The sequence below is a fragment of the Mesorhizobium sp. 113-1-2 genome, from assembly GCF_016756475.1.
Classification (GTDB): Bacteria; Pseudomonadota; Alphaproteobacteria; order Rhizobiales; family Rhizobiaceae; genus Mesorhizobium; species Mesorhizobium loti_C.
In genome coordinates, this window is record NZ_AP023242.1 from 4,102,429 (window position 1) to 4,128,383 (window position 25,955).

At 62.1% G+C, this 25,955-nt stretch carries 31 protein-coding genes; 15 read left to right on the forward strand and 16 right to left on the reverse strand.

Annotation, left to right across the window (positions count from 1 at the left end):
- Nucleotides 1-91: 91 nt before the first annotated feature.
- From JN279_RS19885 to JN279_RS19910, 6 genes are all read left to right on the forward strand, one after another.
- A complete protein-coding gene (locus JN279_RS19885) occupies nt 92-1,174 on the forward strand; it encodes a hypothetical protein (protein WP_202350046.1) in 1,083 nt (360 codons plus the stop codon).
- 107 nt (nt 1,175-1,281) lie between these two features.
- On the forward strand, nt 1,282-2,130 hold the full coding sequence (locus JN279_RS19890) for a DUF1194 domain-containing protein (protein ID WP_202350047.1): 849 nt from the start codon (nt 1,282-1,284) through the stop codon (nt 2,128-2,130).
- Nucleotides 2,131-2,218: 88 nt separating this feature from the next.
- Nucleotides 2,219-2,557: a peptidase inhibitor family I36 protein gene (locus JN279_RS19895; protein ID WP_096447019.1), complete on the forward strand. Its 339-nt coding sequence runs from the start codon at nt 2,219-2,221 to the stop codon at nt 2,555-2,557.
- A gap of 139 nt (nt 2,558-2,696) precedes the next feature.
- Complete coding sequence (locus JN279_RS19900) at nt 2,697-3,647, forward strand: ABC transporter substrate-binding protein (protein ID WP_096447018.1); 951 nt, start codon at nt 2,697-2,699, stop codon at nt 3,645-3,647.
- Nucleotides 3,648-3,736: 89 nt separating this feature from the next.
- On the forward strand, nt 3,737-4,510 hold the full coding sequence (locus JN279_RS19905; RefSeq protein WP_096447016.1) for an ABC transporter permease: 774 nt from the start codon (nt 3,737-3,739) through the stop codon (nt 4,508-4,510).
- The gene (locus JN279_RS19910; RefSeq protein ID WP_096457449.1) at nt 4,507-5,304 is read left to right on the forward strand and encodes an ABC transporter ATP-binding protein; all 798 of its coding nucleotides are present in this window, start codon (nt 4,507-4,509) and stop codon (nt 5,302-5,304) included. The genes JN279_RS19905 and JN279_RS19910 overlap by 4 nt, the downstream gene beginning before the upstream one ends.
- A gap of 7 nt (nt 5,305-5,311) precedes the next feature.
- On the opposite strand, the gene JN279_RS19915 is transcribed toward JN279_RS19910, so the two are convergent.
- The 3 genes from JN279_RS19915 to JN279_RS19920 all read right to left on the reverse strand — a co-directional run bounded on the left by JN279_RS19915 (nt 5,312) and on the right by JN279_RS19920 (nt 7,300).
- Nucleotides 5,312-6,250 carry a GlxA family transcriptional regulator gene (locus JN279_RS19915; protein WP_348647147.1) on the reverse strand — a complete coding sequence of 313 codons (939 nt, stop codon included), beginning with the start codon at nt 6,248-6,250 and terminating at the stop codon, nt 5,312-5,314.
- Nucleotides 6,251-6,617: 367 nt separating this feature from the next.
- A complete protein-coding gene (locus tag JN279_RS38715; RefSeq protein WP_013894968.1) occupies nt 6,618-6,752 on the reverse strand; it encodes a hypothetical protein in 135 nt (44 codons plus the stop codon).
- A 362-nt stretch (nt 6,753-7,114) separates the two neighbouring features.
- Entirely contained in the window at nt 7,115-7,300 is a 186-nt protein-coding gene (locus JN279_RS19920) for a hypothetical protein (RefSeq protein ID WP_027051330.1), read from the reverse strand.
- A 232-nt stretch (nt 7,301-7,532) separates the two neighbouring features.
- On the opposite strand from JN279_RS19920, the gene JN279_RS19925 reads away from it, so the two are divergent.
- A complete protein-coding gene (locus tag JN279_RS19925; protein WP_010910020.1) occupies nt 7,533-8,432 on the forward strand; it encodes a LysR substrate-binding domain-containing protein in 900 nt (299 codons plus the stop codon).
- Between the two features lie 33 nt (nt 8,433-8,465).
- On the opposite strand, the gene JN279_RS19930 is transcribed toward JN279_RS19925, so the two are convergent.
- The 3 genes from JN279_RS19930 to JN279_RS19940 form a co-directional block, all read right to left on the reverse strand.
- Nucleotides 8,466-9,419, reverse strand: coding sequence for an alpha/beta hydrolase (locus tag JN279_RS19930; RefSeq protein WP_096447014.1), 954 nt, complete (start codon nt 9,417-9,419; stop codon nt 8,466-8,468).
- Between the two features lie 234 nt (nt 9,420-9,653).
- Complete coding sequence (locus JN279_RS19935; protein WP_202350048.1) at nt 9,654-9,839, reverse strand: hypothetical protein; 186 nt, start codon at nt 9,837-9,839, stop codon at nt 9,654-9,656.
- 187 nt (nt 9,840-10,026) lie between these two features.
- On the reverse strand, nt 10,027-12,096 hold the full coding sequence (locus JN279_RS19940) for an ASKHA domain-containing protein (RefSeq protein ID WP_096447012.1): 2,070 nt from the start codon (nt 12,094-12,096) through the stop codon (nt 10,027-10,029).
- 71 nt (nt 12,097-12,167) lie between these two features.
- On the opposite strand from JN279_RS19940, the gene JN279_RS19945 reads away from it, so the two are divergent.
- A complete protein-coding gene (locus tag JN279_RS19945; RefSeq protein WP_096447010.1) occupies nt 12,168-12,428 on the forward strand; it encodes a hypothetical protein in 261 nt (86 codons plus the stop codon).
- Between the two features lie 79 nt (nt 12,429-12,507).
- Here JN279_RS19945 and JN279_RS19950 read toward each other — a convergent pair whose 3' ends face one another.
- The 6 genes from JN279_RS19950 to JN279_RS19975 all read right to left on the reverse strand — a co-directional run bounded on the left by JN279_RS19950 (nt 12,508) and on the right by JN279_RS19975 (nt 17,192).
- Entirely contained in the window at nt 12,508-13,482 is a 975-nt protein-coding gene (locus JN279_RS19950) for a methyltetrahydrofolate cobalamin methyltransferase (RefSeq protein WP_019858705.1), read from the reverse strand.
- An 81-nt stretch (nt 13,483-13,563) separates the two neighbouring features.
- A complete protein-coding gene (locus JN279_RS19955) occupies nt 13,564-14,655 on the reverse strand; it encodes a methylenetetrahydrofolate reductase (RefSeq protein ID WP_095199795.1) in 1,092 nt (363 codons plus the stop codon).
- Nucleotides 14,652-15,248: a methylenetetrahydrofolate reductase C-terminal domain-containing protein gene (locus JN279_RS19960; protein ID WP_096447008.1), complete on the reverse strand. Its 597-nt coding sequence runs from the start codon at nt 15,246-15,248 to the stop codon at nt 14,652-14,654. The genes JN279_RS19955 and JN279_RS19960 overlap by 4 nt, the downstream gene beginning before the upstream one ends.
- Nucleotides 15,241-15,543: a virulence factor gene (locus JN279_RS19965; RefSeq protein WP_202350049.1), complete on the reverse strand. Its 303-nt coding sequence runs from the start codon at nt 15,541-15,543 to the stop codon at nt 15,241-15,243. Before JN279_RS19965 ends, JN279_RS19960 begins: the two co-directional genes overlap by 8 nt.
- A 203-nt stretch (nt 15,544-15,746) precedes the next feature.
- Nucleotides 15,747-16,529, reverse strand: a complete 783-nt coding sequence (locus JN279_RS19970; RefSeq protein ID WP_202350050.1) for a formyl transferase — start codon at nt 16,527-16,529, stop codon at nt 15,747-15,749.
- A gap of 87 nt (nt 16,530-16,616) precedes the next feature.
- On the reverse strand, nt 16,617-17,192 hold the full coding sequence (locus JN279_RS19975) for a DUF4893 domain-containing protein (protein WP_202350051.1): 576 nt from the start codon (nt 17,190-17,192) through the stop codon (nt 16,617-16,619).
- 150 nt (nt 17,193-17,342) lie between these two features.
- On the opposite strand from JN279_RS19975, the gene JN279_RS19980 reads away from it, so the two are divergent.
- Nucleotides 17,343-18,254, forward strand: coding sequence for an NAD-dependent epimerase/dehydratase family protein (locus JN279_RS19980; RefSeq protein WP_202350052.1), 912 nt, complete (start codon nt 17,343-17,345; stop codon nt 18,252-18,254).
- Between the two features lie 43 nt (nt 18,255-18,297).
- Nucleotides 18,298-18,843 carry a hypothetical protein gene (locus JN279_RS19985; protein ID WP_202350053.1) on the forward strand — a complete coding sequence of 182 codons (546 nt, stop codon included), beginning with the start codon at nt 18,298-18,300 and terminating at the stop codon, nt 18,841-18,843.
- On the opposite strand, the gene JN279_RS19990 is transcribed toward JN279_RS19985, so the two are convergent.
- Nucleotides 18,840-19,481, reverse strand: coding sequence for a DUF1638 domain-containing protein (locus JN279_RS19990; protein ID WP_202350054.1), 642 nt, complete (start codon nt 19,479-19,481; stop codon nt 18,840-18,842). The genes JN279_RS19985 and JN279_RS19990 overlap by 4 nt on opposite strands.
- 54 nt (nt 19,482-19,535) lie before the next feature.
- On the opposite strand from JN279_RS19990, the gene JN279_RS19995 reads away from it, so the two are divergent.
- A complete protein-coding gene (locus JN279_RS19995) occupies nt 19,536-19,673 on the forward strand; it encodes an entericidin A/B family lipoprotein (protein WP_096446994.1) in 138 nt (45 codons plus the stop codon).
- Nucleotides 19,674-19,758: 85 nt separating this feature from the next.
- Here JN279_RS19995 and JN279_RS20000 read toward each other — a convergent pair whose 3' ends face one another.
- Entirely contained in the window at nt 19,759-20,457 is a 699-nt protein-coding gene (locus tag JN279_RS20000) for a corrinoid protein (protein WP_032930649.1), read from the reverse strand.
- Between the two features lie 289 nt (nt 20,458-20,746).
- On the opposite strand from JN279_RS20000, the gene JN279_RS20005 reads away from it, so the two are divergent.
- From JN279_RS20005 to JN279_RS20015, 3 genes are all read left to right on the forward strand, one after another.
- Entirely contained in the window at nt 20,747-22,321 is a 1,575-nt protein-coding gene (locus JN279_RS20005) for a trimethylamine methyltransferase family protein (RefSeq protein ID WP_096446992.1), read from the forward strand.
- 98 nt (nt 22,322-22,419) lie between these two features.
- Nucleotides 22,420-23,106 carry a 4Fe-4S dicluster domain-containing protein gene (locus JN279_RS20010; RefSeq protein WP_202353767.1) on the forward strand — a complete coding sequence of 229 codons (687 nt, stop codon included), beginning with the start codon at nt 22,420-22,422 and terminating at the stop codon, nt 23,104-23,106.
- Between the two features lie 142 nt (nt 23,107-23,248).
- On the forward strand, nt 23,249-23,986 hold the full coding sequence (locus JN279_RS20015; protein ID WP_202350055.1) for a dienelactone hydrolase family protein: 738 nt from the start codon (nt 23,249-23,251) through the stop codon (nt 23,984-23,986).
- A gap of 17 nt (nt 23,987-24,003) precedes the next feature.
- On the opposite strand, the gene JN279_RS20020 is transcribed toward JN279_RS20015, so the two are convergent.
- Entirely contained in the window at nt 24,004-24,552 is a 549-nt protein-coding gene (locus tag JN279_RS20020; protein WP_202350056.1) for a chromate transporter, read from the reverse strand.
- The gene (locus JN279_RS20025) at nt 24,552-25,058 is read right to left on the reverse strand and encodes a chromate transporter (protein WP_202350057.1); all 507 of its coding nucleotides are present in this window, start codon (nt 25,056-25,058) and stop codon (nt 24,552-24,554) included. The genes JN279_RS20020 and JN279_RS20025 overlap by 1 nt, the downstream gene beginning before the upstream one ends.
- 336 nt (nt 25,059-25,394) lie before the next feature.
- Here JN279_RS20025 and JN279_RS20030 point away from each other — a divergent pair, with 336 nt between their 5' ends.
- Entirely contained in the window at nt 25,395-25,955 is a 561-nt protein-coding gene (locus JN279_RS20030; protein WP_202350058.1) for an RNA polymerase sigma factor, read from the forward strand.

The window sequence follows — 25,955 nt, forward strand, 5'->3', positions numbered from 1 at the left end:
CCCGAAATAGAGAGTAATCTTTTAGCGAAATCCGCAGCCATGGAGCTGCGGATATTTGCTCGGGGGGGCAATCATGCAATGGCTAACCGCGTTGCTGGCTTTCGCCACGACGATGCTTATGTTTGCAATCATCGTGTCGACGCTGGTGGAAATGATCCATCGCATCTGGAAGCTGCGAGCCAGCGGCCTGCAGCTCATGCTCAAAAATCTGTATTCGCGTGTCATCCTGCCGAAATTGCCCGCGCCCAAACCGGGTGAGCCAGCGCTGCTGACTCCTGAGGAATTCGCCGCTTTGATCATGGAGAACCGTGCGGTTGCCGAGAAGGGCAAGCCGTCCGACGGACTTGTGAGCCGCTTCCTGCGCTGGTTTGTCGATTGGGCTGTGGTGACTGACATTCCGGTGGAGGTGTTCACGCAGAAACTTGCCTCCAGCCGGCTCGTCGGTGCCGCGAACGTCCTGACGGACGAGGTGGTCAAGGATATTTCGCAGAAGTACGAGGCCTTCGGCAAGGAAGCCAGCATGTATTTCGAAAGCCGGGCGCGGCTGTTTTCGGTCGTCGTCGCGTTCGCGGTGGCATGGATGTTCTACGTCCATCCTTACAAACTTGCCGTCTCCTATCTCAAGTCACCCGAGATCGCGGAGGCGGTTGCCGACAAGGCTTCCCAATATACCGCGCTGGAGGCGAAACTGGATGCGGCCGCCAAACAGCAAGCCGGTGCGGGAAGTGCCGACGACCTGAAAGCGGCTATTTCAGCGCTCGACAAGGAACTCGATGACTCCAAAGCGAAAATGGAAGAACTGAAGACGTTGGGCGCCGCAGTCGGTTGGCCGGACAATTCCGGATTGGAGAAATGCGCCGTGGTCATCGGCACCACGGACTGCGCATTCACCGCCTTCGACACCAGATGGACCCGTCCTTCGATCGTAAGCATCTTGTGGTTGTTGCTCGGCGGCCTGCTGGTAGGGCTGGGCGCGCCATTCTGGGCCCAGGCTGTGTCTTCGCTGACGGCATCTCGCGATGTCAGCCGTCGGATCGCTGACATCGTTACGCCCGGAAGTGCCGGCGGTGGTGCTGCCCCGCAAGGCGTCGTGGCGCCGGCGCCAACGGAGTCTACTCCTGTCGCTTCGTTCAAAGTGTCACGCGCGGCCGGAAAGAAAAACGTCAAGAAGTAGGCGACACAGTCCCGTCCTTTGGCGCTCGGTGAGATGTGAAAGAAAAGCCCGGCTTTCGGTCGGGCTTTTTCCTTTGTCAGCAGGCGATTTTCGCTTAACCTTGCGGCATGTCTGCTTCCTCTTGCGCAAGACATGTCCTGTCGAGTGGTGCTGCGCTGGCGCTGATGCTCTGGCTGGCGCCGGCGACGCAGGCGGACGAGCCGGTCGATGTCGAGCTGGTGCTGGCCGTCGATGTTTCGCTGTCGATGTCGGCGGACGAGCTCGAGATCCAGCGTCACGGCTACGCGGCGGCGCTGACGCATGACAATGTGCTGCAGGCGATCGCCGATGGCGCCTATGGCAAGATCGCCGTCACCTATGTCGAATGGGCCGGCACCACATGGCAGCGCGTCATCGTGCCATGGACGGTGATCGCCAACCGTGCCGATGCGGAGCGGGTGGTCGCGCAATTGTCCGCGCAGCCGCCGAACAGCGCACGACGTACCTCGATCTCCGGTGCGCTGGAGTTCGGCAGCGACCTTTTCGCCGAAAGCGGCTACCAGGGGACCAAACGGGTCATCGACATTTCGGGCGACGGACCCAACAATCAGGGCGCGCCGGTTAATCTCACCCGCGATGGTGTGGTCAGGCAAGGCATCATCATAAACGGTCTGCCGCTGATGACCCGAGGCGGCTTTTCCGGCGCCTACGACGTCAACGATCTCGACCGCTATTACAGCGACTGCGTCATCGGCGGCCCCGGAGCCTTCATGATCCCCGTCAACGACTGGACGCAATTTCCCGAAGCCATACGTCGCAAGCTGGTGCTGGAACTTGCCGGTCCGGCGTCACCGCAATGGGCGGCGGAGGAGGCGGATCATCCGCCTGTGGTGCTGGCGCAGGACGAGCCCCCCGCCGACTGCCAGATCGGCGAGAAAATGTGGCGCAACCGCAACTGGATGCTGGACAGCCGCTAGCTTGGGCTGCGGGCTGGAGCATTGGCAAACGGTCCGGACCGCGCTATCCAACGGTGGGGGACCGCGGTCGAAACCGAGGAAATGTGAGATGAAACGCCTTGCCATCCTGACAGCTGTCGCGTCCGTGCTTTTTGCCGACGGCGCCAGCGCCCAATACAACGACCAGCCTGCCTGCGTCATGTTCGAGCACGCGAATTTTCGCGGACGATCCATCGAAATGGCGCCCGATGATTCGGTAAGTTTTCGTGGCGGTCAGTTCTGGAACGATCGTGTGTCGTCGGTGTTCGTTCGCCGCGGCTGCACGCTCATAGCCTATGAGGATACGCGGATGGGCGGCGGTTCGATCGAGATCAGGCGCCGGGCCCGCGAGTTGGGCGACTGGAACGATCAGATCTCGTCCGCCGAGTGCGTCTGCGACGGCTATTGACGGGCACGGCTTCAGCCCGGCCGAGCGTCGGTAACAAGGTAGCCGCGCTGGCCGTGCCGGCGAACACGTTCCTGTTGATTGACAAGCCGATTGGCGTCTGTGAACAATTTCCCTCAAGAGAAACAAAAGGGGAACTGACATGAACCGGACCGCCATATTTGCCGCGACTTTGACGCTTGCCGCCGGTCTGTCCGCGCCGGTGATGGCCGCCACATCGGTCACCATCGGCATCAGCGGCTGGACCGGCTTTGCACCGCTGACGCTTGCCAAGCAGGCAGGGCTCTTCGAGAAGCATGGCCTTGACGTGACCTTGAAGAAGGTGCCGCAGGCCAGCCGTCCGCTCGCCATTGCCAGCGGCGACCTGCAATGCGCCGCCACCACGGTCGAGACCTGGCTGGTGTGGAACGCCAGCGGGGTGACCACCAAGCAGATCTTCCAGCTCGACAAATCCTACGGGGCCGACGGCATCGTCGTGCGCAACGACATCAAGACCGTCGCCGATCTGAAGGGCAAGAACGTCGCCTCCTCGGCGCCCGGTACATCGCCCTATTTTATGCTCGCCTGGGTGCTGAACAAGAACGGCATGTCGACCAAGGACGTCACCGTCGTCAATCTGGAGCCGGACGCGGCGGCGCAAGCCTTCCTGGCCGGCCAGAACGATGCCGCGGTCACCTATGAGCCATTCATTTCGGCGGTGCGCGACAAGGCCGACCAGGGTCACATACTGGCGACAACGCTCGACTACCCAATGGTTCTCGACACGGTCGGCTGCACGCCCGAATTCCTCAAGGCCAATCCCGACGCCGCCAAGGCGCTTGCCGACAGCTATTTCGACGCGCTCGACCTGATCAAGAAGGATCCGCAGAAATCCTATGAGATCATGGGCGCTGATGTGAAACAGTCGGCCAAGGAATTCGAGGATTCGGCGAAGTACTTGAAATGGGCCGACAAGGCCGAGAACAAGCAGTTCTTCACCAAGGAATTCCAGGACTTTTCCAAGACGGCCGGCGATCTGCTCCTGCAGATGGGGCTGATCAAGGAAGCGCCAGATGTCGCCACGCTGGCCGACACCAGCGCGGTGTCGAACTGAAGCCTCGCCTTTGCCCATCCTGCGGCGGCGCCTGGCGCCGCCGTTTTCCCCTGGACAAGTGACGATCTGAAGATGGGGACGATTTGAATATGCGCCCCTTGCATGCAGTCTCGCCGGGTATCAGAACCGTGCTCGGCATTTCCTTCTTCGTGCTGTTCATAGCCTTTTGGGCCTGGATCACGCTTGGCGGCCACGTCAACCGCATCTTCCTCGCCGATCCGCTGTCGATGCTGCGGGACGGCTGGCGGCTGCTGGTCGAGGACCGTTTCTGGCTCGACATACTGATCACCATCTGGCGCGTCTTCGGTGGCTTCGTGCTGGCCTCGGTCGTCGCGGTGCCGATCGGCATCGCCATGGGCGCCTGGAAGCCGGTGGAGGCGTTCCTGGAACCCTTCGTCTCCTTCGCCCGCTATCTGCCGGCCTCGGCCTTCATTCCGCTGCTCATCTTGTGGGCCGGCATCGGCGAACTGGAAAAGCTGCTGGTCATCTTCGTCGGCTCGGTGTTCCAGATCATCCTGATCGTCGCCGTCAAGGTCGGGTCGACGCGGCGCGACCTGGTCGAGGCCGCCTATACACTGGGATCGACCAACAACGGCATCGTCAAACGGGTGATCATGCCGGCCAATGCGCCAGAAATCGCCGAGACGTTGCGGCTGGTGCTGGGCTGGGCCTGGACCTATGTCATCGTCGCCGAACTGATCGGCTCGTCCTCGGGCATCGGCTACATGATCATCAACAGCCAGTCGCGGCTGGCGACCGGGCAGATCATCTTCGGCATCATCGTCATCGGGCTGATCGGGCTATTGTCCGATTTTGCCTTCAAGGCCTTCAACCGCTGGCTCTTTCCATGGAGCCTGGCGTGAGCAAGCTTCTTATCGAGGGCGTCTCACGCACCTTTGCCGGCGTGCGCGGTGGACCGCCGGTCAAGGCGCTGATGCCGATCGACCTGGCGGTCGGCGCCAATGATTTCATCACCATTCTGGGGCCGTCCGGTTGCGGAAAGTCGACGCTGCTGAGGATCGTCGCCGGTCTCGAGGCGCCAAGCGAGGGCCGCGTGCTGCTCGACGGCAAGGCGGTGACCCGACCGGGGCCGGACCGCGGCATGGTCTTTCAGTCCTACACACTGTTCCCGTGGCTGACGGTCGCCGAAAACATCGCCTTCGGCCTGCGCGAACGCGGCATGGCGCAAAAGGAGCGGGACGGGATCGTCGCGTCCTATGTCGACCTCGTCGGGCTCAAGGGCTTCGAGAACCATTGGCCGAAGCAACTGTCCGGAGGCATGCAGCAGCGCACGGCGATTGCCCGGGCACTTGCCAACGATCCCGAGATATTGCTGCTCGACGAGCCGTTCGGCGCCCTCGACAATCAGACACGCGGGCTGATGCAGGAACTGCTGCTCGGCATCTGGGAACGGCGCAAGAAGACGGTGCTATTCGTCACCCACGACATCGAGGAAGCGATTTTCATGGCTTCGCGTGTGATCGTGATGACGGCGCGGCCCGGCCGCGTCAAGTCGGATGTCGCCATCGACCTGCCGCATCCGCGCCACTACACGCTCAAGACCAGTCCGGAATTCTCAGGCCTGAAGGCGCGGCTGACCGAGGATATCCGCGTCGAGGCGATGCGCACGGCTCAGGCGCAGCCGGCTGGGAACTGACCGGCGATCAGGCTGCCAGCAACTGCTTCCGGTCGACGCGTTCCTGCTGCGGCGAGCGGGCATAGAGCTCCCGGTAGCATTTGGAGAAATGCGAGGCCGAGACGAAGCCGCAGGCTACCGCCACCTCGACCACCGGCATCGACGACTGGATCAGCAGATGCCGGGCGCGGTCGAGGCGGATTTCCAGATAGTAGCGGGCAGGGGATCTGCCCATCTCGGTGCGGAACAGCCGCTCGATCTGGCGGCGCGACAGGTCGACATGGTCGGCGATCTCGATCAGCGACAGCGGCTCGGAGAGATTGCCTTCCATCAGCTCAATGATGGTCAGCACTTTCGAGTTCTGCACGCCGAGGCGCGCGCGCAGCGGCAGGCGCTGGCGGTCGGTCGGGCTGCGCACGCGATCGGTCAGCACCTGCTCGCAGACGCGGTTGACCAGGCTCTCATCGAAATCGTCGCCGATCAGCTTCAGCATCATGTCGAGCGCGGCAGTGCCGCCGGCGCAGGTGTAGATGTTCTGGTCGATCTCGAAGAGGTCGGCAAAGACATTGGCCTTCGGGAACGCCTCGGAAAAGCCCGGCAGGTTCTCCCAATGGATGGCGCAGCGCTTGTTCGACAACAAGCCGGCTGCGGCCAGGATATGCGCGCCGGTGCACAGGCCGCCGACGGCGACGCCGCGATTATATTCTTCGCGCAGCCAGGCGAAGGCCGACTTGTTCTGGTAACGCTCGACATTGATGCCGCTGCAGACGATGGCCATGTTCGGCCGGTCGGGACCTGCCATCTTCTTGCGCTCTTCCTCCAGCGAGGTGTTGACCGCGCATTCGACGCCGTTCGAGGCGCGCACCGGCTTGCCGTCGATGCTGGCCAGGCGCCAGCGATAGGCCTCGTAGCCGAGCATGCGATTGGCGGAGCGCAGCGGGTCGAGTGCGGTCGCAAAAGCGATCATGGTGAAATCGGGAACAAGGAAGAACACAAACGATCGCTTGATCGGATGCTTGACGGCGTTCACGGGAACCTCATCTGGCCATGACGCGAACAGGATGTCGCGAATAGCATAGCGACATCAGGAAAAACCTTGGCTGTCAATTGGCTACGCTGCCTTGACGAGACAAAATTTGCGACATGGGTCGCAAATGGGCAATTGCTGGCCGCAATGCTCTCGGGAACATGCAGTCATGTTCCGAGGGAGCAGTATCAACTGTTCAAGCGATAGGCGAAATGTGCAAAGGCAAAACAAAAACGCCGCCGTGGCTGGAGCCAGGCGGCGTTACAGTCTTGAAGCAGCGGCAGGGACGCGCTGCCCCGGAAAATGGTCAGGCGACGAAGCCGAGGCGCGCCGCAGCCATCGCACCAGTCTGTCCGGGCATGGTGTTGGCAAGGCGCTGACGCTCGAGAGCGGTCGTCAGGTTCATTTCGCGGCGGGCGAAGAGGCGGGCAAAAAGCTTCATGATCATCTCCAATCGGTTGCTCAGACGGGTCGCCTTCGCTTGATGGAGTGGGGCAGCTCGTTTGCTGGTGGTCATATAGGCTTGTGCTGCGTGAAACTAAATCGCAAAAGCGAAGCGCTTGATATGAAATGCGACACCGAATGCGACAAATTTGGGCAATCTGCTCGAAATTTATGATTGTTTACAAGGCATTAATTCGAAATCAGAGCCGCTATGCGGCTTGCTCATATGCGCCATGCGTTGGCGACATGGCTTCCAAACTCATTTGAATGCAAACAAAAATGTGGAAGGCCTGGGCAAAATAGAGAAGGCCTGCCGGGCTGGGTCCACGCGGCAGGCCTTCAGCATTTGGTACACACGGTTTACTTCGCTCCAGCCCAGGATCCAACGCCGTTGCGAATGCCAGACTTGGTGTCGGAAGCCTCCGGCCAGCCGATATCCTTCTGCAGTTCGATCGGCAGGGAGCGGATGGCGCGTTCGGTCTGGTAGCGGGCGCGGGCCGCGCTGAATTCAGTCGCGATGCGACCGAGGGACGACAGGATAGACATTTCATTCTCCTTTTGTGACGGGCCGGAGACATTCCGGCCTTTGATGCGTGGGGCCTTACACGAGGCGTGTTTCAACCCCATTTCATGTCGATTGCAGGTCTGTGACGTGGTCGTTTCGAGGCTGCTTGTGGCAGCAACCTGCCTCGATGGAGTTGACTATCCTCCCAATCCGGTGTTCAATCAAACGAAATGGAATGATGCTTTGTATCAGAAAAATTGAAGGTCAGTTCCCATGAACGCCCCACTCAATCATCCACTGCCGCTGCTTGATCTCGACGTTTTGCGCACTTTCGTGGCGATTGCCGAGACCGGCAGCTTCACCACGGCCGCTAATGCCGTCTTCCGCACGCCGTCCGCGGTCTCCATGCAGATCAAGAAGCTGGAGGACATTCTTGGCCGCTCGGTGTTCGCGCGCGACGCCCGCTCGGTGTCGCTGACCACGGATGGCGAGATGCTGCTCGGCTATGCCCGCCGGCTGCTGTCGATCAACCGCGAGGTGGTGTCGAAGTTCATCATTCCCGAGATTGTCGGCGTGGTGAGGCTCGGTTCGCCGGATGATTATGGCGAGCGCGTGCTGCCGCATGTGCTGAAGCGTTTCGCGCAGTCGCATCCCTCGATCGCCGTCGACGTCACCATCGACCAGAGCAGCAATCTGCGCCGGCGCATGGACGACCGCGCACTCGACATCACGCTTCTGACCAACTCCTACAAGACCAGCGCGCTCGGCGCCGAGGTGCTTTTGACCGAACCGATCGTCTGGGCCGGCGCCAAGGGCGGCTGCGCGCATCTGCGCGAACCGCTGCCGGTTTCATTGTGGGAAGAGGGATGCGCATGGCGGGCCGGCGCGCTCGAAGCGCTGGGGCGCGAGGGCCGCAACTACCGCGTCGCCTATATGAGCGCGCATACGGCCGGCCAGCGCGCCGCGATCATGGCCGACCTCGCGGTCGCGCCGCTGCCGCGATCCTTCCTCGGCAACGACATGGTCGAGCTCTGCCCGAAGGACGGCATGCCCGATATCGGCACCTACAATCTGGCCATGGTGGTGGCGCCGGACGCGAGCGCGCCGGTGAAGGCCGTGGCTGACCATATCCGAGCGACCTTCGAAGTGTTCCGGGAAACCGGCAAGTTCTGATCCGTCAACAGGATCGGACCGAAAGCAGAAGCGCTACTCCGCTGCCTCGGCGGAGGGCGCTTCGAACCTTGTTTTCCTGTCCTGCCTGATCGGCGAGGGGCTCTCGTTGAGAAACGCCACGATGTGCTGGCGGGCGCGCCGCGATTCCGGCATGTCGAACAGTGGCCAGACGTGGAACATGCCTTGCTCATGGACGACGTCGACCTCGGCGCCGGCGGCACGCGCCTTTTCCGCGAAGACCAGATTGTCGGGGGTCAGGAGATCCCGCGAGCCCGTCAGAAGCAATGTCTTGGGCAGCACGGAGAGATCACCGTAGACCGGGCTGATGTGCCAGTCGCTGCGGTCGATGCCGGCACTGTACAGGCGGATCGCTTCGAGGCCGCCGGGGATACCGAGCCAGGGGTCGTTGCGCTCGGCCTCGAACAGCTTTGGATTGGAAAGCGACATGTCGACGCCGGGCGAGATCAGCACATGGCGCGATGGCAGCGGCAAGCCTTCTTCGGCAGCCATCATGGTCAGCACCACGGCCATGTTGCCACCGGCGGAATCGCCCATGAAGATGATGTCTTCCGCTTCCGTCTCGTCGAGCATCTGGCGATAGACGTCGCCGACCATGCCGAACATGGCGTGGAAATCGTGTTCCGGGGCGATGGGATAGATCGGCACGGTGATGCCGTAGCCCAGCCGGTCTGCCATGTCGGCGATCAGGCGCCAGTGATAGGGCGTGATCTCAAACACATAGGCGCCGCCATGCAAATAGAGGATCCGCTTATACTCGCCGGCTCTTGGAGCGATTTCATAGACCGGAAAACCGTCGACGGTGCGCGTCTGGATGTCCAAGCGCTGCTGCAGCGAGGCCGGCGGATGGTGATCCTCGGTCTTGCGCGCGGCCGCGATCCAGCGCTGCAGGTTTTCCGGGCTGGAAAACGCCTTTTTGCGGCTGTACCTGAGCACGAAGGACACGACGTGGCTTTTGAAACTTGGCATGCGGATACACGAACTTCGGCAAGAGCCGACTAAGAGAAACCTCCACTAATTCCGAACATCGTACCTTGGCCGAAAATGTCAAGTTTTACGCAGTGTCCACACGGCGCTGTGATCCGCGCCGCTGACGTCAGCGGCGCGGCAAAAGTGCCGCGCGCAGCCGGTTGCTGGTTGCCGCCGGGGATGTGCGAGATCCCCGGCGCTTGCCGAGCAATTTGCATTTGTCGGCGAAGGTCATCAGCGCGCCGTGCCCAGAAGCAGCGAGATGAGCGCGGCCTGCGGGTCGGCGGGCGGCGACGCCGGCCAGCCAATGTCCTTCTGGACATGCGCCGGCAGGCTGTTCAGCGCGCGGATCGCCTTGTTCCTGGCATGGTTCTGCCTGATGGTCACACCGAAGCGACCGAGATTTCCAAACATCGACATTTTCATCTCCCTTGAAGAGCAGCGTAGCCGAGGATTATCTTCGGCCGCCGTTCGATGCCGGGTAAATGCGCTTGCCATGTATCGGGTGGATTTCGCGAAAACAGCGTTTCGGTTTCCGGATCGGTTCGATCCGGAAACATTTGCATGCAAATGAGTTTGAGTTTGGAGCTGCCCGTGAAGGCAGCGTTTATTCGCGGCCGCGCCTTGCCGCGTGACCTTCGCGAGAGCGCCGGCGCGGGGTGGCGTCGCCGGCAACGCCGTCCTCGCTAACCGTCTTGCGCGGCGGCAGTTTCACCGCTGCCGACAGTTTCGGGAACGGATCGACCTTGTTGGGCAGCGCCATGGCGTAGACGAAATGCTCCTGGAATTTCGGTTCCAGCGCGGTCTCGATCTTCTCGATCTGGCTCACCGTCTCCTCGATCTCGCGGCGATAGCCGCGGTTGAGCAGTGCCATGCGGGCACCAGCACCCGCGGCGTTGCCGACGGCGGAAACCTTGTCGAGGTCGCAATCCGGGATCAGGCCCAGCACCATGGCGTATTTCGGATCGATGAACGAGCCGAAGGCGCCGGCGAAGTGGATGCGGTCGACATGCTCGGTGTTCTGCTTTTCCATCAAGAGCTTGGTGCCGGCATAAAGAGCGGCCTTGGCGAGCTGGATGGCGCGCACGTCGGTCTGGGTGATGGTGATCTTCGGCTCGCCTTCCTTCAGCACATAGGAGAAGGTGCGGCCGTTGGCGACGACCCGCGGCGAGCGCGCGGCAAGCGAGCCGTCGACGACGCCATCCTCCGAGATGATGCCGGCGAGATACATCTCTGCCACGATCTCGATGATGCCGGAGCCGCAGATGCCGGTGACGCCGGTCGCCTGCACGCTGTCGAGGAAGCCCGGTTCGTCGGACCACAGTTCCGAGCCGATGACGCGGTATTTGGGTTCCAGCGTTTCGGGATCGATGCGCACGCGCTCGATGGCGCCGGGCGCGGCACGCTGGCCGCCGGAGATTTCGGCGCCCTCGAAAGCCGGGCCGGTGGGCGAGGAGGCAGCGACGACACGCGTGCGATTGCCGAGCACGATCTCGGCATTGGTGCCGACGTCGACGATCAGCATCATCTCGTCCTGGCGATGCGGCCCTTCCGACAGCGTCACCGCCGCCGCGTCGGCGCCGACATGGCCGGCAATGCAAGGCAGCATGTAGAGGCGCGCACCCTGGTTGAGCTTGAGGCCGATGTCGGAGGCCTTGATGCGCACCGCGCCCGAGACGGCGAGCGCGAAGGGCGCGCCGCCGAGTTCGGTCGGATCGATGCCGAGGAACAAATGGTGCATGATCGGATTGCCGACAAAGACGGAATCCAGGATGTCGTTGCGCTGGACATTGCCTTCCGCGCAGACCTTGTCGACGAGGCTGGAAATCGCCTCGCGCACGGCAACCGTCATGCCTTCGCGGCCATCCGGGTTCATCATCACATAGGAGACGCGGCTCATCAGATCCTCGCCGAAGCGGATCTGCGGGTTCGATGTGCCGGACGAGGCGGCGACGCGGCCCGACAGCAGCGACACCAGATGCATGGCGATGGTGGTCGAACCGATATCGCAGGCCAGCCCATAGGCCTCGTTCTTGAGGCCCGGCCACAGCGCGATGACGCGCGCTATGTCGCTGTCGGCATCCTTGTGGATGGCGGCGGTGGCGGTCCAGTTGCCCTTGCGCAATATGCCTTGCACCTGCGGCAGCAGGTAGAAGTCGAATTCGAGGTTTTTGAAGCCCCAGTCCTTCATCAGCGCGATCTTCAGCCGATCGAGATCGCCGAGCGGCTTGTGCATGTCGGGCTCTTCGATCTCGACATAGCACATGCGGATCGCCGTATCGCGGGCGATCACCCTGGTGTCGGCATCCTTGCGGATGGTCTGCGCGTTGATGACCGTGTCCTGCGGCACGTCGATGACGAGGTCGCCGAGAATCTGCGCCGAGCAGGAGAGGCGGCGCCGTTCGGGCAGGCCGCGCACGCGCTCGTAGCGCTCTTCCTTGGGGCCCTTGGGCGAGATGTGGTCGTTGGAGGAGACGATCTTGTGCTTGGCGAAATTGCCTTCCTGCACTTCGATCTGGCAGCGCCCGCACGTGGCGCGGCCGCCGCACACGCTCTCGACATAGACGCCAAGCTGGCGCGCGGCATCCAGCACAGGCGTGCCGACAGGAAACCGCCCGCGCTTGCCCGACGGCATGAACAGCACGAGTGGATCGGTGATGTTGGCAGGCGAGTTCATACGTGCACGTGTCTCGATAGGGACTGTCGATACCGTTTAACGGATCGTTTCAGTCTTGGGCGGAGTGTCTGATGGTCCAGAGGCCAATCATGTCCGATCTCCTGCTGTCCGGCATATTCACCGCTTTTACCATGGTGCGGCTGCTCAAGGGCCCATGGCTGCGCAACCCGCAATATCTGGCCACCGGAATTCTCGGCGCGATTGTCGCTGTGCTGCTGCTCGACGGGCTCTGGCCTGCCTATGACGATGATTTCATCGTAGGCGGCGTGACCGGCATATTCGGATCGTGGGCAGGAATGGCGTTGTTCGACGCCATATTGGGCATCGCCTGACCGCAACGCAGACGCGTCCGACCGCATCGATGATGCGATCGGTCCAGCGTGGTTTGCAGTTCGGTTCACGATTGCGCGCTTATCCCCGACCCATGCGGGCTTCACGGCCGCCGCGGCGGCGACCGCCATTGCCGCCGCCCTCGCCGGGGGCGTTGACCGCCGTCGGTGCGGCAACCGCATGGCCGCCCTCGGCCGGCTTGTAGTCCTTGTAGGTCCTGATCCAGTTGGTGCAGTTCTCGTCGGTGCCGTTGAGCACGTTGGCGCCGCGCACGGCTTCCATTTCCTGCGGCCGCACCGGGTTCATGATCGCCGAGGTCATGCCGGCGCCGATCACCATCGGAATGAAGGCGGCATTGATGCCGTGGCGATGCGGCAGGCCGAAGGAGATGTTGGAGAGGCCGCAGGTGGTGTTGACCTTGAGCTCTTCGCGGAGCCGACGCAGCAGCGCGAACACCTGGCGGCCGGCATCGCCGAGCGCGCCGATCGGCATGACCAGCGGGTCGACGACGACGTCATGCGCGGGAATGCCGAAATCGGCGCAGCGCTGGACGATCTTCTTGGCGACGGCGAAGCGCACGTCCGGATCCATCGAAATGCCGGTCTCGTCATTGGAGATGGCGACGACGGGGACATTGTATTTCTTGATCAGCGGCAGGATGGCTTCGAGCTTTTCTTCCTCGCCGGTGACGGAATTGACCAGCGGGCGGCCCTTGGCGACCTTGAGTGCTGCCTCGATCGCGGCGGTGACCGAGCTGTCGATTGACAGCGGCAGGTCGACGAGACCCTGGACGATCTCGAGCGTCTGCACCAGCAGCGCCGGTTCGGTGGCGTTGGGGTCGACCGCGGTGACGCCGGCATTGACGTCGAGCATGGTGGCGCCGCAGGCGGCCTGTTCCAGCGCGTCCTTGATGACGGTCTCGAAATTGCCGGCGACCATCTCGGCGGCAAGCTTCTTGCGGCCGGTCGGGTTGATGCGCTCGCCAATCACGCAGAAGGGCTGGTCGAAGCCGATGATGATTTCTCGTGTCGCCGAGGCAACGATGGTCCGGGTCATGAAATCTCTCCGTCGTGATATAAAGAGTTCTTTATATCGTTATCTCTTTTCGATCAAGCGAATGGTGATCCTCCGCGCGGATCAATGCGCGGTCTTCACCATGTCCACCTGGGTTTCGGTAATTTCGTCGTGCAGGATGTGGTCGAGCCGGTCGGCAACCATCTGGTCGTCGCGACGGATCTCGCGCTTCCAGGGCTGGCGGCCCTTGAGCACGCCCGATTCATCGACGATCTCGGCGACATATTCCTCCTGGCGGTAGGCCATCACATGGATGCCCGAAATACCGGGGATTTCCTTCACCTCGTTGATGATGTCGATGCAGAGCTGCTTGCCTTCCTTCTTCTGGTCCTGGGCGCCCTCCAGCCGCTTGATGATGGCATCCGGAATGTGGATGCCCGGTACGTTGGAGCGGATCCATTTGGCGGTCTTGGCCGAGGCGAGGGGACCGACGCCGCACAGGACGAACACTTTTTCGGTGTGGCCGAGGTCACGCGCCTTCTGCATGAAAGTCCTGAACATCGGTACGTCGAAACAATACTGCGTCTGCACGAACTGCGCGCCGGCGGCGATCTTCTTGCCGAGATGGATCGGACGGAAGTCGAAGGGCGGCGCGAACGGATTGACCGCGGCACCCAGGAAGACCTGCGGCGGCGTCGTCAGCTTGCGGCCGGACAGGAACTTGCCGTTGTCGCGCATGATGCGGACGGTTTCGAGCAGCGACATGGAATCGAGGTCGAACACCGGCTTGGCGCCTGGCTGGTCGCCGGCCTGCACGCCATCGCCGGTCAGGCACAGCATGTTGGCGACGCCCATCGCCGCACCGCCCAGCACGTCACCCTGGATGGCGATGCGGTTCTTGTCGCGGCAGGCGATCTGCATGATCGGGGCATAGCCCATGCGAGTCAAAAGCGCGCAGATGCCGACCGAGGACATGTGGCAGTTGGCGCCCGAGGCATCGACGGCGTTGATGGCGTCGACCCAGCCGTCGAAGATCTTGGCGCGGTTGTAGACGTCCTCGGGATCGGCGCTATCGGGCGGATTGAGCTCGGTGGTGACGGCGAACTCGCCACGGCGCAGCACGCGCTCCAGCCGGCCTCGTGATGAGTGGCCGGGCAGGGGATCGAGCGGCAGATGAATGCCGGCCGGGTTCTCGTCGCGCTGACGGGCGGTCATGCGGCGGCTCCGGTCTTCGGCGCGGACGCGGCCTCACGGGCGGCCGCCGCCTGCGCGGTGACCCGCAGCCAGGCCGAGGTTTCGCGCAGCGACTGGTCGACCGGCTTCTGCACGGTCAGGATCTTGTCGGAATTGACCATGTTCTGCGACCCTTCCCAGGCCTTGACCCAGACGCAAGGCATATCGGGCTCGACCTCGCAATTGCCGTTGGCGCGCACGCCGCCGCAGGGGCCATTGCGCAGCTGCTTGGGGCAGTTCATCGGGCACGACATGCCGGTCGACGACAGGATGCACTGGCCGCACATGCGGCAATCGAACATGAATCCCTTGACGCGCTTTTCGACAAACTTGATCGGGGCTTCGACGCGACCGTAACCTATGCCTTTCCACAGGGGGTGGAGGAGCAGGAACATGTCGGCGAAACGGGAATAGAACCATTCCAGCAGGCGCGAATGCCGGATCGACCACAATCTCACCGCGAAAGACCGCTGCACGCGCCGCTGAGGCGACACGTCGGCCGGCTTGTAGTCGGACTTCGGCGCTGCCTTCTTGACCAGGGTGGCCTGTGTAACCGCCGGTTGCGTCTCAGACATTTTCTTTGCCGCCTGCCTTGACCAGAGCGACCAGCCGCTCGCGGTCATATTTCGTGTCGAGGTCCTGAAAAGCCTTTTCGACCTCGGCTTCGAGATCGTCGCCGACCGGAACGGGATCGGTCTTGCGCCATTCGGCCAGATAGTCGTCGGTGCCGCCGGCGCCGGTGCGCATGGCGCACATGTCGATGGCCTCGGTGAAGCGCAACGGCAGCTCGCGCTTGGCGTTCTGCCGGCCCTTCTTGACGATGACCTGGGCAGGGATGTCGCGCCAGTAGACGACGATAAGATCGGCCATGAATTCTCGCTCCTCGAACTATCGAGCATTGCCGCATGCGCAGGGGGGCCGCTTGTTATGGGACGACGCGCGCGCATTCAAAAGCGACGCATTTCAATGTCGTAAAATGAAAGGTGTCTTTATTCGTTCGCGGCGCGCGCAGGAGGCAGGGTCGGTGCTTAGGAAAAGCCGTCTGGCTTTATGTGGTTCGGGGCTGACAAAGCCTACCAGATTCCGGTTCTGAGGCCGGTCCAGACGTAGAACCAGATCGTCGGGTGATACCACTGTTTCGACGGCAGGCCGGGATCGATCGTCGTGAGGTTTCCAGCCAGCGCATCGCTGATGGCCTCGACGCATATGTCGCGCGAGAACGCCGCCTGGCGGAGCGCGTGACTTGAGATGGTGTCGCCTTTTTTCGGTCTGCCGCGCGCCTGCTTCAGCACGCCGCCAGTGTCGACGCCAGCATCGACAAGGTGGACAGTCGTGCCGAAATTCTGCGCATCGCCTGATATCAGAGCCCAATAGCCGCCATTCATGCCGCGATATTTCGGTGTGATGCCCGCATGGTAGTTGAGCACCGGGCAGGACATCTTGCTCAGCATCTCAGCCGAGATCAGTCGGCAACCGTTGAGCAGCACGACACCTGGCTGGATCTTCTGGATCGCCTGCAGGCACTCAAGCCCATTGGCCGAGGCCACTCGGATGATTTCCTGGTCTGGTCGCGGCTCAACCTCCAGTTTCTCCTCCGCGATCAATCGCGCGCTATGGCTGGCCAGGAGCCGCTTGCCCAACCTGCTCAGCACCATCGTGCCAAGCTGGCCCATGGCCGAGATCCAGCCCTGGCGGCGAGCCCGGCCACGCAGCAATTGCTTTTTGGATTCAGGGGTTTCGAGGACGACGCTGACAGGACCAACGCGATCGGCGATTGTGTTGATCATGGCCCAGACATGACCACCGCCGCCGGTCACGACGACGATCGGCGCGTTGGTTCCAACCGATGATGACATAGCCCGCTTTCCTGCCTTGCACGCGGCCGGCCGCCGCATGCTGGCCGGATTTTGTGCCGGAATCGGGTTAAATCTTGATGACCACGCTCAGCGCTTGAACTCGATGATGTCGAGCTTCGATTCGTAATAAGGCGCGGGAAGTTCGATGCGCCATCCCTTTGCACCGGTGCGGAAGGCGTAGCCGACTTGGTCGGTCTGCGGACCGCTGCCATACGGCTTTGCCTTGTCATCGTTGACGGAGCCGGAACCGAGATAGATCGAGCGCTTCTCGCCATCGTCGAAGAAGCGGCCCTGGGTGCGCTGCGAGCCGCTGATCTTTTCCAGCCGCCAGCCGGAACCGTCGTCGATCACCTTGCACTTGAACCAGCCATAGATGACGAGCGGGCTCAACCCGCCCGCCTTGATGGTGCGGCACTTCCAGTTGCCGGTCAGGTCCTTGTCGGAAAACGACACCAGCGGCTTCGCCAGCAAGGCATCGAGCTGTTTGACGTCGATCGGGTTGCCGGCCTTCGCCTCGGTGAGCGCCGCCTTGCGCGTCTCGCCGTACTTGTCGAGGCGCGTCTTGTCGGCAGGCGTGATCAGCTTCTGCACCTGGCCGTCGGCAAGGGCGGGCAGGGTGAAGCAGAGCAAGCCGATGGCGGCGAAAAGGGGACGAAGGATCATCTGGAACTCCCTGGATAAAATGGCAGTCGATAAAAATGGCAGTTAATGTCTGGAGCGGCGCCGTTGCTGGCCGCTACCTGACTTTATCGGGTCGCTCGCGCCTGTCATCCGTGCTTAACAGCGTCACCGTCAAAAATCATGGTGTGACGCATGCGAATCTTGCTCACGGGATCGTCGGGTTGGCTGGGCAGCGCGCTGGCGCCGCGCCTGCGCGCACTTGGCCATGAGGTGATCGGTCTTGACCCGGTTCCATCTTTTGAAACGCAGATGATCGGCTCGATCGCCGATCGTGACCTGGTCATGCGGGTGGTCGGGGGCAACCGAATCGAAGCCATCATCCACAGCGGCGCGCTGCACAAGCCCAATATAGAAAGCCGCGCCAACAGCGATTTCGTCGCCACCAATGTGCAGGGAACGCTGAACCTGCTCGACGCGGCGGTGGCGACGGGCGTGCAGCGCTTCGTCTTCACCTCGACGACGTCGCTGATGATCTCGCAGGCGATACGCGACGGCTTCAAGGGCGGTGCCCGCAAGGCGGCCTGGCTGACGGAGGCGATGTCGCCCGAGCCGCGCAACATCTATGGGGTCACCAAGCTTTCGGCCGAACATCTCTGCCGCCTCTATCATCTCCAGCATGGCCTGCCGGCGGTCGTGCTGCGCACGGCCCGCTTCTTTCCCGAAGCCGATGACATGGCGCACGCGATCGAACAGTCCGATGCCAACACCAAGGCGAATGAATTGCTGTTCCGCCGGCTGACGGTGGAAGATGCGGCGGAGGCTCATGTCGCCGCGTTGGAGAAGGCGCCGCAGCTGGGCTTCGACATCTTCATTATCTCGGCACCGACGCCGTTCCAGCCGGAAGACTGCGCGGAATTGATCGCCGATGCACCGTCGGTCGTAACACGTTACTTCCCGGATTATCCGCGGCTCTATGCCAGGAGGGGCTGGACGATGTTTTCATCGATCGATCGCGTCTACGATCCATCGCGGGCCAAAGAGCGGCTTGGTTTCGTCTGCAAGGCGAGCTTCGCGGATGTGCTTGAGGCGCTGGCGATCGAGTAGACGCACAGCTATCGTTGCGACCGTTTCTCGGGGGGAGGTGTACGTGGGAGTGACAATCCACTTTGAGGGGCAACTGCTTGACGACGACAAATATGCTGCGCTGTTGCAGGAAGCAGCGGCGGTTGCCGCCGCTCGGGGCTGGCCATTTCGGGAAATAAATGAAGCCCAAATGGTTCTCAATCGGGTCATTGATGAACGCAGCGTGGACTATCTCGGCCCGGTTACAGGAATAGAACTTCTGCCGCATCCCCGGGCGGATCCTCTGCGGTTCGAATTCGACAGACACCTCTTCATGCAGCAATATTGCAAGACCCAGTTTGCCGGGTCGGAGGCTCATATCGAAATCATCGGGCTGCTTCGTAAAGTTGCCCCTATTTTTCACAAATTCGATGTCTTCGACGAAGGCCAGTACTGGGAATCCGGCGACCGCTCAATTCTGCAGGGAAACCTCGACACTGTCGACGCCATGATTGCCGAGGCGATGCGCAAAGACCCGTCCGCAATAGGCCCACTCCGGCTTGAAAGCGGTCGCGTTGTCGATTTCGTGTCGGATCCGCCACCGGAGGAGCAGTTGGAAGCGGGCGCCTAACCAACGCTCTCCGGGTGCAAGGCTGCCCGTGTCAGTTCGCTCGTCAAATCGCCATAGCCGGTCGCGCGCCGCTCATAGGCGAGGCCGAGCAGGGCGGCGGCCTTTTCCGCGACCTTGTCGAGTTCCGGGTCGTCGGTCTGGGCGAGATAGATCAGCTTCTCGTAATTGCCGAAATAGTCCTTGATCAGCTCCGGGTGCTTGTCGAGGCCGAGCGGCTTCATGAAGAAGGCGTCGAACTGGCGGCACAGGAAGTCCGTCATGTAGAAGGACATCATGTCGTCGTCGTCGATTTTCGCATAGGCCTCCATGCCTTGATAGAAGGCGAAGCAGTGCGGACCGGCCATGCGCTCGACGCCATGCTTCTCGATGACGCGGTCGAGCAGGCCGCCCGTGCCGCAATCGGCATAGCCGACGAAGATGTGCTCATAGCCCTCCGCCTTGGCCTTCTCGATCGCCTTGTCCATGGCGGGCGCGATACGGTCGGGATAGAAATGAAACTCCGCCGGCAAACAGGTCAATTCGACGTGGTCGAGCCCGAGCTGTTCCTTGACGGCCAATACCTCGCGCGCAATCATCCCGCAGGCGATGACGAGCAGCCTGTCTGTCTGATTCGGTTTCGTTTTTTGCGTCTTGACCAAGTCGAGCCGGCTTTCGCTGCGGGGCTAATTTATCTGTCGAGGGAGACACCGTCCATGAAACTGCTGCGCATTGCGCCGATAGCCATCCTTGCCAGTGCCTTGGCCCTTACGGCCTGCGCCAACACCATTCGGGGTGTCGGCAAGGATGTCAAATCGACGGCAAGGGCTGTCAAAGACACTGTCGCCAACTGATCGTCAGCCCCCTCCATCATCTGGGAACAAAAAAGCCGCGCTGCAAGGCGCGGCTTTTCCTGTCTGTCCATCCTGATGCCTTGGATCAGGCGGAAGCGCGTACGTTGTGCTTGCGCTTCATGAAGTCCTTGGCGGTCTCGACCGCCACCGCGGCATCGCGGCAATAGGCGTCGGCGCCGACGGCCTTGCCGAATTCCTCGTTGAGCGGCGCACCGCCGACCAGCACGACATAATCGTCGCGGATGCCCTTTTCCTTCATCGTGTCGATGACGACCTTCATGTAGGGCATGGTCGTGGTCAAAAGCGCCGACATGCCGATGATGTCGGGCTGATGCTGCTCGATCGCATCGAGATATTTCTCGACCGCATTGTTGATGCCGAGGTCGATGACGTCGAAGCCGGCGCCTTCCATCATCATGCCGACGAGGTTCTTGCCGATGTCGTGGATGTCGCCCTTGACGGTGCCGATCACCATCTTGCCCTGCTTCGGCGCGCCGGTGGCGGCGAGCAGCGGACGCAGGATGAACATGCCGGCCTTCATGGCGTTGGCCGAGAGCAGCACTTCGGGAACGAAAAGGATGCCGTCGCGGAAATCCTCGCCGACGATGCGCATGCCTTCGACCAGTGCTTCGGTCAGCACCTTGTAGGGTGCCCAGCCACGCTCCAGCAGGATGCGCGTGCCTTCCTCGATCTCTTCCTTCAAGCCGTCATAGAGATCGTCGTGCATTTGCTGCACCAGCTCGTCGTCGGAAAGTTCAGAAAGGATGATCTCGTCGTCGGACATTTTTATCCAGCTCCTCACGGCATCGCGACTGTGTCGCAAGGCACAAAATTTTAGCGCTCATACCTAACCCGCAATGGGCGGGTATCCATAGCTGATTTGCGACTTCCCGCAAAAGGAAAGCGACTGGAAAATCTATTGGTTTTCTTGTCGATTTTGCGACAGGCGTTGGCGCGGACGGGCCGTTTCGAATAGGGTGCATGGCTACGATCCGGCGAAAGCCGCGCCATGCGGCCGCAACGGTTACGGACCAGCCATCGTCAGGCCAGGCCATATTCAGGGAAGAGCGATCATGAGCGAACACGCGGCAGTCGACCAGGAAGCGTCAAACGCGCGGCGTGGGCGCGGTGCGAGCGGCGGAGCAGCAGCCAGGCGCGCGGCACGCTCCGGCGGCGGGCCGGGCACCCAGCTCACCTACATCAAGCGCAAGATCAACGTCTATGAGGTGCTCAACGAAGAGGGCCTGGCGCTGATCGAGAAGAACACCGATACGGTGCTCGAAGAGATCGGCATCATCTTCCGCGATGACGCCGAAGCGCTGCAGCTGTGGAAAGAGGCCGGCGCCGACGTCAAGGGTGAGCGTGTGCATTTCCCGAAGGGGCTTTGCCGTTCGCTGCTGAAGACCGCGCCGTCCGTCTATACCCAGCACGCCCGCAATTCCGAACGCTCGGTGCAGATCGGCGGCAACGCCACCGTCTTCGCGCCGGTCTATGGCCCGCCCTTCGTGCGCGACCTCGACGGCGTCCGGCGCTATGCGACGATCGAGGATTTCCGGAATTTCGTGAAGCTCGCCTATATGGCGCCGTCGATCCATCATTCGGGCGGCACGGTGTGCGAGCCGGTCGATGTGCCGGTCAACAAGCGCCATCTCGACATGGTCTATTCGCACATAAAATATTCCGACAAACCGTTCATGGGATCGGTGACCGCGCCTGAGCGCGCCGAGGACACGGTGGCCATGGCCAAGCTGGTGTTCGGCGACGATTTCGTCGAGAACAACACGGTGCTGACCAGCCTGATCAACGCCAACTCGCCGATGGTGTTCGACGAGACCATGCTCGGTGCGCTGAAGGTTTATTCGCGCCACAACCAGGCCTGCATCGTCACGCCGTTCATTCTGGCCGGCGCGATGAGCCCGGTGACGGTCGCCGGCACGCTGACGCAGGTTCTGGCCGAAGTGTTGGCAGGCGCATCGTTCACGCAGCTGATCCGACCGGGCGCGCCGGTGCTGTTCGGCACCTTCGCCTCGTCGATCTCGATGCAGTCGGGCGCGCCGACCTTCGGCACGCCGGAGCCGTCGCTGGTGTCCTATGGCGCGGCGCAACTCGCACGCCGTCTCGGCCTGCCGTTCCGCACCGGCGGTTCGCTCTGCGCCTCCAAGGTTCCGGATGCGCAGGCGGCCTATGAAAGCGCCAACACGCTGAACTCGACCATCCTGGCCGGCACCAACTTTGTCCTGCATTCGGCCGGCTGGCTCGAAGGCGGACTGGCGTCCTGCTACGAAAAATTCATGATGGACATCGACCAGCTCGGCATGACCCAAAAATTCTCCGAAGGCGTCGACCTGTCTGAGAATGGCCAGGCGATGGACGCCATCCGCCAGGTCGGGCCGGGCAGCCACTATCTCGGCTGCGACCACACCCAGGCGAATTTCCAGACGGCGTTCTATCGCTCCAACATCGCCGACAACAATTCCTACGAACAGTGGCTGGCCGAAGGCGAGAAGACCGCGCCGCAGCGCGCCAACGAACTCGCCCGCCGCTGGCTGGAAAGCTATGAGGCGCCGCATCTCGATCCCAGCATCGACGAGGCCCTGAAGGAGTTCATCGCCAAGAAGAAGGGGTCGATGCCCGACGCCTTCACTTGAAAGGAGCCCGAGTCAGGCGGGGCTAAAGTCGCCAACATCATCCACAAGGAAGTCTGGCGGAGCGCTTTCTCCGACCCGGACAAGAAGGGATGACTTTTGTGCGCGGCATGATCGAAGGGATCACCGCCGCGCTTGGCGCCAACGGCCTGATCCTGCGCGGCGGCTTTGTTTTTCCTGACAACGAGGATGCCCCCCATGGCGCCTCGGGTGCGCCGACGAGGTCTCTGTTGCTGGTCGGGCAGGCGGGGGCGGCGCCCTGGCCGCATTTCCTGCGCTGGCGGGAGCAGCAGCCGCTGGCAATCGCCAATCCGCTCGACAGCTGGTCACGGCAGGCCATCGGCGATGTGGCGGAAGTCTTCGGGGCACGCGCCGTTTCGCCCTCAGACAGGCCTTATCTGCCATTCCAGCAATGGGCGATGCGCGCGGAGGGGTTAAAACCGTCGCCGCTTGGTATTCTCATGCACCCGCAATACGGGCTTTGGCACGCCTATCGCGGCGCGTTGCTGTTCGAAGAGGAGATCGCGCTTCCGCAGCAGGGCGAGGCGATCCATCTCTGCGACGCCTGTGTCGCAAAACCTTGCCTGAAATCCTGTCCGGTCGATGCATACTCCAGGGAAGGCTTTGCCTATCAGGCCTGCCTGGCGCATGTGCGGGGAGCGAATGGCGAACCGTGCCGGAGCGGCGGCTGCCTCGACCGCAATGCCTGTCCCTATGGCAAGGAATATCGCTATCCACCTGATATCCAGGCCTTCCACATGGCGAGCTTTGCACGGGCCGCCAGCTGATCAAGCCTTCCTCGTCGAGCCCCTGAAGCTTGCGAACGCGTCACGCGATCCTGCACGAAATGTTGACGGCTACTTTCAAGCAATGCCTTGCCGTGGCGGTTTGTGCGGATATGTATCGCCCTTCGGATGAACGGAGCAGGTAATGACCAAGCAGGACCTTCAGATCAAGACCCGTGATGGCGTGGCCAAGGCGGGCCTGTTCCGCTCGGCCAAGGCCTCCCCGGCGAAGGCCGGTGTCATTCTCTATCAGGATGCTTTCGGTCCGCGCCCGGCGCTCGCTGGCATGGCCGAGCGGCTGGCGGGCGAGGGTTATGCGGTGCTGGTGCCGGACCTCTTCTACCGCAACGTGCCTTATGGTCCGTTCGACGCCAAGACCGCCTTTACCGAGGAAAAGACCAAGGCAGCGCTGATGGCGCTGGTCACCGGCACGACGCAGGAAATGACCATCGGCGACAGCGCGGCCTTTCTCGATGCGCTCTCCGCCGAGGACGTCACCGGGCCGATCGGCACCGTCGGCTATTGCATGGGCGGCGCGCGAGCATTGAACGCCGCCGCGGCCTATCCAGACCGGATCAAGGCCGTCGCCAGTTTCCATGGCGGCAACCTCGCCAGCGATGCCGCCGACAGCCCGCACCGCAAGGCGGCGTCCATCAAGGCACGGGTCTATGTCGGCATGGCCGGCGTCGACCGGAGTTTCCCGCCGGAACAGTCGACAAGGCTGGAGGAGGCACTGCGCAATGCCGAAGTCGATCACGCGATCGAGAACTATGTCGGCATGGCGCATGGCTGGTGCGTGCCGGACCACAGCGTCTACAACGAAGCCGGCGCCGAGCGGCACTGGCAAAGGCTGATGACGCTGTTTGCCGAAACACTGATCTGAGCCGTCGTGCGGATCGCCTAGGCCAGGCTGATCGCATGAAGCCCGACGAAAATAGCCACGCCGGCGCCGATCAAAAGCAGCGGATCCACCCTGGTCAGAAGAAGCGTTGCCGTCGATGCCAATGCGACGGCGCGCGCGAACCAGCCGCCATCGATGGCCTGTAGCAACACATAGGTCGAGGCGAGGATCATGCCGGCGGCGACTGGCCGGAGCCCAGTCTCCAACGCTCGTTTCCAGCGCGCGCCGCCATTGCGGGACCACATCTGAGCGACCGCATAGATTAGAAAGGTGGTCGGGCCGAAAATTGCCAACGTTGCAACCACAGCGCCCCAGAAACCCGCGACTTGCCAGCCGATCAGCGTAACCAGCAGGGATCCCGGCCCTGGGGCCATCCGCGAGATGGCGAAGGCGTCGACGAATTGCGCCTGGCTCAGCCACTGATGGACATCGACGATCTGCCGGTTGATATCGGCAATGGCGCTCTGCCCGCCGCCAATCGTGACAAGCGAGAGCGGAGCAAAGACCGCCAGCAAGCTGAGCAGCGAAGTGTGCGGGCTCTCGCTCATCAGCTTGCCGCGGCGTAGGTGTAGGCGACGCTGGCGAAGCCGGCGGCAAGAACGACCCAGAAAAGCGGCCAGTGCAGAAGCGCGACGGCAATGAATGTGCCGGCCATGATCGCAATGGGAACAGCCGTTCGAGGCACCGCCCGCGCGGCTGTGATGCCCATCGACAGCGACAGGCCGACAGCCGCCGCGGCGGCTCCGGTCAGCGCAATATGGGTCAGCGGATACCGCGACAGTGAAGAAAATACCGTTCCCAACAGAACGATGACGATGGCAGGTGGGACGATGATGCCGACGAAACCAATGACGGCGCCGCGCCAGCCAAGAAGCCTGTAGCCGATCCAGACCGCCATGTTCTTGACGTTCACACCTGGCAGCGCCTGGGAAATCGACAGGCCGTTGAGAAATTCTTCCTGCGTCATCCACTTGCGGTTTTGAACGAATTCCCGCGGCAGCCAGCCGCTCACGCCACCGCCGAAACTCGTCAGGGCGATGCGTGTGAAGACCAAGAACAGCTGCGAGCAGCTGGGGGTGGATGCTGTTTCCGGTTTCGGCATGTTCGACGTTCTGGCCGCGACCATCTCTTTGTTGGAGCATGATCTTGTTGGAGCATGATCTTTCCGAAAACCGGTTCCCACTTTTCGGGATCATGCTCTAGCAAGAGAACCAGAGACCCGAGTCGACATGGAATTGCCAGCACCATGGTTGATGCCAGCGGGTCACTCTTTCTTGCGCCTTATGTGAAGCTGTCCCGGCAGGCGATTTGAGCGTCAAAGCACTGGGCTGAAAAAAATCTTTGCATCACCCCAAGGATTAGCCATTAGCCTTCGTCCAACAGGCAAATGATGGCGATGATGCTGGATGAGAGCGAAGCCTCCGACGCCGAACTGATCGGGCGGGCGAAGGGCGGAGACAGGGGGGCCTTCGGCAAATTGCTGGAGCGCCACTACGACTTCGTCTATCGCGCCGCCTATCGCTGGTGCGGCAAGAAGGCCGATGCCGAAGACATCGCCCAGGAAGTCTGTGTCCGGCTCGGCAAGGCGATCCGCGATTATCGTGGCGGCGGCGCCTTCACGACATGGCTCTATTCCGTGACGATGAACGCGGCGCGCGATATGATGCGCAAGACCGCGCGCGAGACGGTGAAGACCGAGGCCTATGGCGTCCATGCGCTGATTTCGGGCGACGCCCCGGCCGAGAGCGAGGATCCGGCCGAGGCGTTGTGGGCCGCCGTGCGGCAGCTTCCGGACAAGCAGCGCGATGCGGTGCTGCTGGTCTATGGCGAGGGCTTGAGCCACGCGGCAGCCGCCGAGGCCATGGCGATCTCGGAGACGACGGTTTCCTGGCACATCCATGAAGCGAAGAAACGGCTGAAGACGCTGATGCGTTCAGCCGGGGAAGTGTGA

What these genes read in the sequence shown, in the direction of transcription:
- JN279_RS19890 (WP_202350047.1), top strand. Translation starts at nt 1,282, where the DNA reads ATGTCTGCTTCCTCTTGCGCAAGACATGTCCTGTCGAGTGGTGCTGCG.
- JN279_RS19895 (WP_096447019.1), top strand. Translation starts at nt 2,219, where the DNA reads ATGAAACGCCTTGCCATCCTGACAGCTGTCGCGTCCGTGCTTTTTGCC.
- JN279_RS19900 (WP_096447018.1), top strand. Translation starts at nt 2,697, where the DNA reads ATGAACCGGACCGCCATATTTGCCGCGACTTTGACGCTTGCCGCCGGT.
- JN279_RS19905 (WP_096447016.1), top strand. Translation starts at nt 3,737, where the DNA reads ATGCGCCCCTTGCATGCAGTCTCGCCGGGTATCAGAACCGTGCTCGGC.
- JN279_RS19915 (WP_348647147.1), bottom strand. Translation starts at nt 6,250, where the DNA reads ATGATCGCTTTTGCGACCGCACTCGACCCGCTGCGCTCCGCCAATCGC.
- JN279_RS38715 (WP_013894968.1), bottom strand. Translation starts at nt 6,752, where the DNA reads ATGAAGCTTTTTGCCCGCCTCTTCGCCCGCCGCGAAATGAACCTGACG.
- JN279_RS19920 (WP_027051330.1), bottom strand. Translation starts at nt 7,300, where the DNA reads ATGTCTATCCTGTCGTCCCTCGGTCGCATCGCGACTGAATTCAGCGCG.
- JN279_RS19925 (WP_010910020.1), top strand. Translation starts at nt 7,533, where the DNA reads ATGAACGCCCCACTCAATCATCCACTGCCGCTGCTTGATCTCGACGTT.
- JN279_RS19930 (WP_096447014.1), bottom strand. Translation starts at nt 9,419, where the DNA reads ATGCCAAGTTTCAAAAGCCACGTCGTGTCCTTCGTGCTCAGGTACAGC.
- JN279_RS19935 (WP_202350048.1), bottom strand. Translation starts at nt 9,839, where the DNA reads ATGTCGATGTTTGGAAATCTCGGTCGCTTCGGTGTGACCATCAGGCAG.
- JN279_RS19940 (WP_096447012.1), bottom strand. Translation starts at nt 12,096, where the DNA reads ATGAACTCGCCTGCCAACATCACCGATCCACTCGTGCTGTTCATGCCG.
- JN279_RS19945 (WP_096447010.1), top strand. Translation starts at nt 12,168, where the DNA reads ATGGTCCAGAGGCCAATCATGTCCGATCTCCTGCTGTCCGGCATATTC.
- JN279_RS19950 (WP_019858705.1), bottom strand. Translation starts at nt 13,482, where the DNA reads ATGACCCGGACCATCGTTGCCTCGGCGACACGAGAAATCATCATCGGC.
- JN279_RS19955 (WP_095199795.1), bottom strand. Translation starts at nt 14,655, where the DNA reads ATGACCGCCCGTCAGCGCGACGAGAACCCGGCCGGCATTCATCTGCCG.
- JN279_RS19960 (WP_096447008.1), bottom strand. Translation starts at nt 15,248, where the DNA reads ATGTCTGAGACGCAACCGGCGGTTACACAGGCCACCCTGGTCAAGAAG.
- JN279_RS19965 (WP_202350049.1), bottom strand. Translation starts at nt 15,543, where the DNA reads ATGGCCGATCTTATCGTCGTCTACTGGCGCGACATCCCTGCCCAGGTC.
- JN279_RS19970 (WP_202350050.1), bottom strand. Translation starts at nt 16,529, where the DNA reads ATGTCATCATCGGTTGGAACCAACGCGCCGATCGTCGTCGTGACCGGC.
- JN279_RS19975 (WP_202350051.1), bottom strand. Translation starts at nt 17,192, where the DNA reads ATGATCCTTCGTCCCCTTTTCGCCGCCATCGGCTTGCTCTGCTTCACC.
- JN279_RS19980 (WP_202350052.1), top strand. Translation starts at nt 17,343, where the DNA reads ATGCGAATCTTGCTCACGGGATCGTCGGGTTGGCTGGGCAGCGCGCTG.
- JN279_RS19995 (WP_096446994.1), top strand. Translation starts at nt 19,536, where the DNA reads ATGAAACTGCTGCGCATTGCGCCGATAGCCATCCTTGCCAGTGCCTTG.
- JN279_RS20000 (WP_032930649.1), bottom strand. Translation starts at nt 20,457, where the DNA reads ATGTCCGACGACGAGATCATCCTTTCTGAACTTTCCGACGACGAGCTG.
- JN279_RS20005 (WP_096446992.1), top strand. Translation starts at nt 20,747, where the DNA reads ATGAGCGAACACGCGGCAGTCGACCAGGAAGCGTCAAACGCGCGGCGT.
- JN279_RS20015 (WP_202350055.1), top strand. Translation starts at nt 23,249, where the DNA reads ATGACCAAGCAGGACCTTCAGATCAAGACCCGTGATGGCGTGGCCAAG.
- JN279_RS20020 (WP_202350056.1), bottom strand. Translation starts at nt 24,552, where the DNA reads ATGAGCGAGAGCCCGCACACTTCGCTGCTCAGCTTGCTGGCGGTCTTT.
- JN279_RS20030 (WP_202350058.1), top strand. Translation starts at nt 25,395, where the DNA reads ATGGCGATGATGCTGGATGAGAGCGAAGCCTCCGACGCCGAACTGATC.